General features: G+C 29.0%; 2 protein-coding genes, 2 tRNA genes and 2 rRNA genes. 1 reads left to right on the forward strand and 5 read right to left on the reverse strand.

The genetic code is table 11. From position 1 onward, the window contains the following. Positions 1–203: ribosomal RNA gene (locus tag KQI77_RS00015) — 16S ribosomal RNA — on the reverse strand; the annotation flags it as partial. Positions 204–546: 343 nt separating this feature from the next. Continuing rightward, positions 547–1,353 (reverse strand): pyruvate, water dikinase regulatory protein, encoded by an 807-nt coding sequence (locus tag KQI77_RS00020; RefSeq protein ID WP_216387298.1) that lies wholly within the window; start codon positions 1,351–1,353, stop codon positions 547–549. Positions 1,354–1,677: 324 nt separating this feature from the next. Here KQI77_RS00020 and KQI77_RS00025 point away from each other — a divergent pair, with 324 nt between their 5' ends. Continuing rightward, positions 1,678–2,421 (forward strand): signal peptidase II, encoded by a 744-nt coding sequence (locus KQI77_RS00025; protein ID WP_216387299.1) that lies wholly within the window; start codon positions 1,678–1,680, stop codon positions 2,419–2,421. A gap of 293 nt (positions 2,422–2,714) precedes the next feature. Here KQI77_RS00025 and KQI77_RS00030 read toward each other — a convergent pair. From KQI77_RS00030 to rrf, 3 genes are all read right to left on the reverse strand, one after another. Then, a tRNA-Lys gene (locus tag KQI77_RS00030) sits at positions 2,715–2,790 on the reverse strand. A 31-nt stretch (positions 2,791–2,821) separates the two neighbouring features. Continuing rightward, positions 2,822–2,897 (reverse strand) — tRNA-Lys (locus tag KQI77_RS00035). 7 nt (positions 2,898–2,904) lie between these two features. Then, positions 2,905–3,021: ribosomal RNA gene (rrf, locus tag KQI77_RS00040) — 5S ribosomal RNA — on the reverse strand. Positions 3,022–3,218: the final 197 nt, after the last annotated feature.

Here is a 3,218-nt window from a genome sequence, read left to right on the forward strand (position 1 = left end):
TATCGCTGTTTCATGCGAAACTACGATCTTATGCGGTATTAATCTCCCTTTCGAGAGGCTATTCCCCACTATGAGGTAGGTTGCCCACGTGTTACTCACCCGTCCGCCGCTAATCCACTTCCGAAGAAGCTTCATCGCTCGACTTGCATGTGTTAGGCACGCCGCCAGCGTTCGTCCTGAGCCAGGATCAAACTCTCAATAAAAAGTTTAATCATTAATAGCTCTTAAAACTTACTCATAAAGAATTGCTGGTTCTTAATTTATTATTCTGTTCAATTTTCAAAGACCAATTTTTCTTCGTCGCCCTCAAGCGACTTCTCTATCTTATCACCTAAGCGAATATCTGTCAACAACTTTTTAAAAACTTTTTTAAATTTGTTTTATTTAGTTATTGCTTATCTACCTCAGCGACGTGTTTTATAATAACACAAATATTTATTATTAATATTAATTAATATATTATACATATAAATTAACTTAATAATACTCTATATATCTTAATTTTTCTACATATATCATTTAATGATACTCTAGGTATAGTTTACATTATTTCTTTTTACTTTTTATTGATTCCATTATTATTAGTGCTGTATCTTCTATTGCTCTTTGAGTAACATCTATTGTTTTACATCCTATCTTTCTTATAATCTTATCTGAGAATTCAAATTCTTCTAAAACCCTTGCATCGCCAGCATATTCTATATCTGATGGTATTCTATGAAATTTATCTAATCTTTTTTTTCTTATCTCTATAAGTTGCAATGGGTTTATAACCAATCCAAACACCTTTTTTCTATCTATTTGAAATAACTCATCTGGTACTGGTACTTCTGGCACTAATGGTATATTTATAGCCTTTATCCCCTTATTCGCTAAATACATACATAATGGTGTCTTTGATGTTCTTGACAATCCCACCAAAACAACATCTGCATTTTTTAATCCTCTATAATCCTTACTATCATCATATTGCATTGCAAACTCCATAGCTTCTATTCTCTTAAAATATTCTTCATCAGTATTCCACATTGCTCCTGGATTATAATCTGGCACTTTATTTAATAATGTTGATGCTACATTAATTATTGGTCCCAATACATTTACAACATATATATTTTTATCTATTGCTTTTTGTGTTAAGTATTCTCGTACATTTACACTTATTATAGTCGATACAATCATTGTTTTTTCATATTGATCTATTCGCTTCATTAATTCTTCTACATCATCTAGTGTTTTTGTATAGGGAAATCTTTTAACTTCTACACCTTCTTTAAATTGACTAGCTGCAGCCATTGCAACTTGGTTTGCTGTTTCTCCTATAGAATCTGACACTGCTAATATTGTTAACATAACTCCACCACCCTTATACGTTTACAGTAATATTATACACTATTTTTATATTCTTATTTATTAATAATGTATTATAATAATTTATATGTTAAAATTTATTATAGTAGAATTGTCTATCGAGGAAATACGAAGACGAAGAAACGTTACTTTAATACAATATTATATTTCTAAGCATACATAAATATTTAGCTGCAATAAAGTAAAATTTCTTGCTTAGTAATATAATTATTTTTTATATATGAAAGGAGAGGCTACTAGACAATTATTATCCAAATAAAAATACCATAACGGATATACTTGTCCATATTTTGAGTAGGAATTTATATGTCAAAAGAAAAACTTTTATCAATTTTCACTTTGCCTGTTTTATGGTTAATTTATTTTATTTTTGAAACTGTTACAGGAAGAGTTGATAATATAACTATTATTCTATGGAATATCGTTTTAATATTTATATTTGCGTTAATAGGTTATTTATTCTATAAGCTAAAAGAAAACTACAAAAAACTATCCTCTAAATATTTAATTATTTTAAGTTGTATTTTATTAATGTTAGATCAGGGAATAAAAATTATAATAAAATTCTTCTTCTTTAATAAAGATATCACTCTAATAAAGAATTTTTTATCATTTACACCTATCATAAATACAGATGGTTCTTGGATAAATGCACGCTATAATGCTAACATTAGCTTTTCATTACTGATTATATTTAACATTCTAGCAATATTGCTTTTTATTGAATTGTATAGATATCTATTAAAAAAGTCACCTAATAATTTTTGGTTTGATTTCTGTTTTGTTTTCATATTATGTGGTGCTATATGTTCTCTAATAGATAAATTGTTTTATGGCGGAAGCTTAGATTTCATAGGAATTGGGAACTTATTTATAGCTGACTTTAAAGATATATATATAGATTTAGGAATTTTATTTTTTGTACTTTTCCTATATTCTGATGATTCATTAATATCAGATGATACTTCTTCTTTAAAAGATGATCTCAAACATTTAAAAAGCTTTATAGTTTTTATAAAAAATGATATTTTATCTATATTTAAAAAATGACGTTTTATAAATTAAAACGTCATTTTCTTTTTTTACAATACAAATGTTTAAATTTAAAAGCCTTGTAATAGATTTAAAATTCTTTAAATGCAATTTAACTATTTTGTTTTTGGTTCTTTTGCAATCTACAATTATCTTTTATCATCTTTCTCAACTCACATATCAGAAAAACAATAATAACCAGTACTTACTCTCAAGAAAATTTTATATTTTCTTAAGCATAAAAAAAGCACTACACTAGTAGTGCTTTTTTATTTTTATATTTAAATGCTAAGCAAGTTCTTACAATTTAATGGTGACTCACTGGGGAATCGAACCCCAGACACCTTGATTAAAAGTCAAGTGCTCTACCGACTGAGCTAGTGAATCACAAATTAAATCACTTAGATTAACTAAGTATTGGTGCGCCATCACGGGTTCGAACCGGGGACACCCTGATTAAGAGTCAGGTGCTCTACCAACTGAGCTAATGGCGCATATCAAACCTAGCAATGTCCTACTCTCCCACACAGTCTCCCATGCAGTACCATCGGCGCTATAGAGCTTAACTGTCCTGTTCGGAATGGGAAGGAGTGTTTCCTCTATGCCATCATCACTAGATGCTATGACATTCAAAATCTCTGATTTTGTCAAATGTCTTGTACTCCTCAGCTTTGCTGAGTGAGTTTCCTTTATTTTTTGAAAGAATTTTGTTCTTTCAAAATTGCACATAGTATATAATTAATATCCTTTTTTATTGGTCAAGCCCTCGACCTATTAGTATCAGTCAGCTAAATATGTTACCACACTTACACCTC

Source organism: Clostridium sp. MSJ-8 (assembly GCF_018918325.1).
Lineage (GTDB): Bacteria > Bacillota > Clostridia > Clostridiales > Clostridiaceae > Clostridium.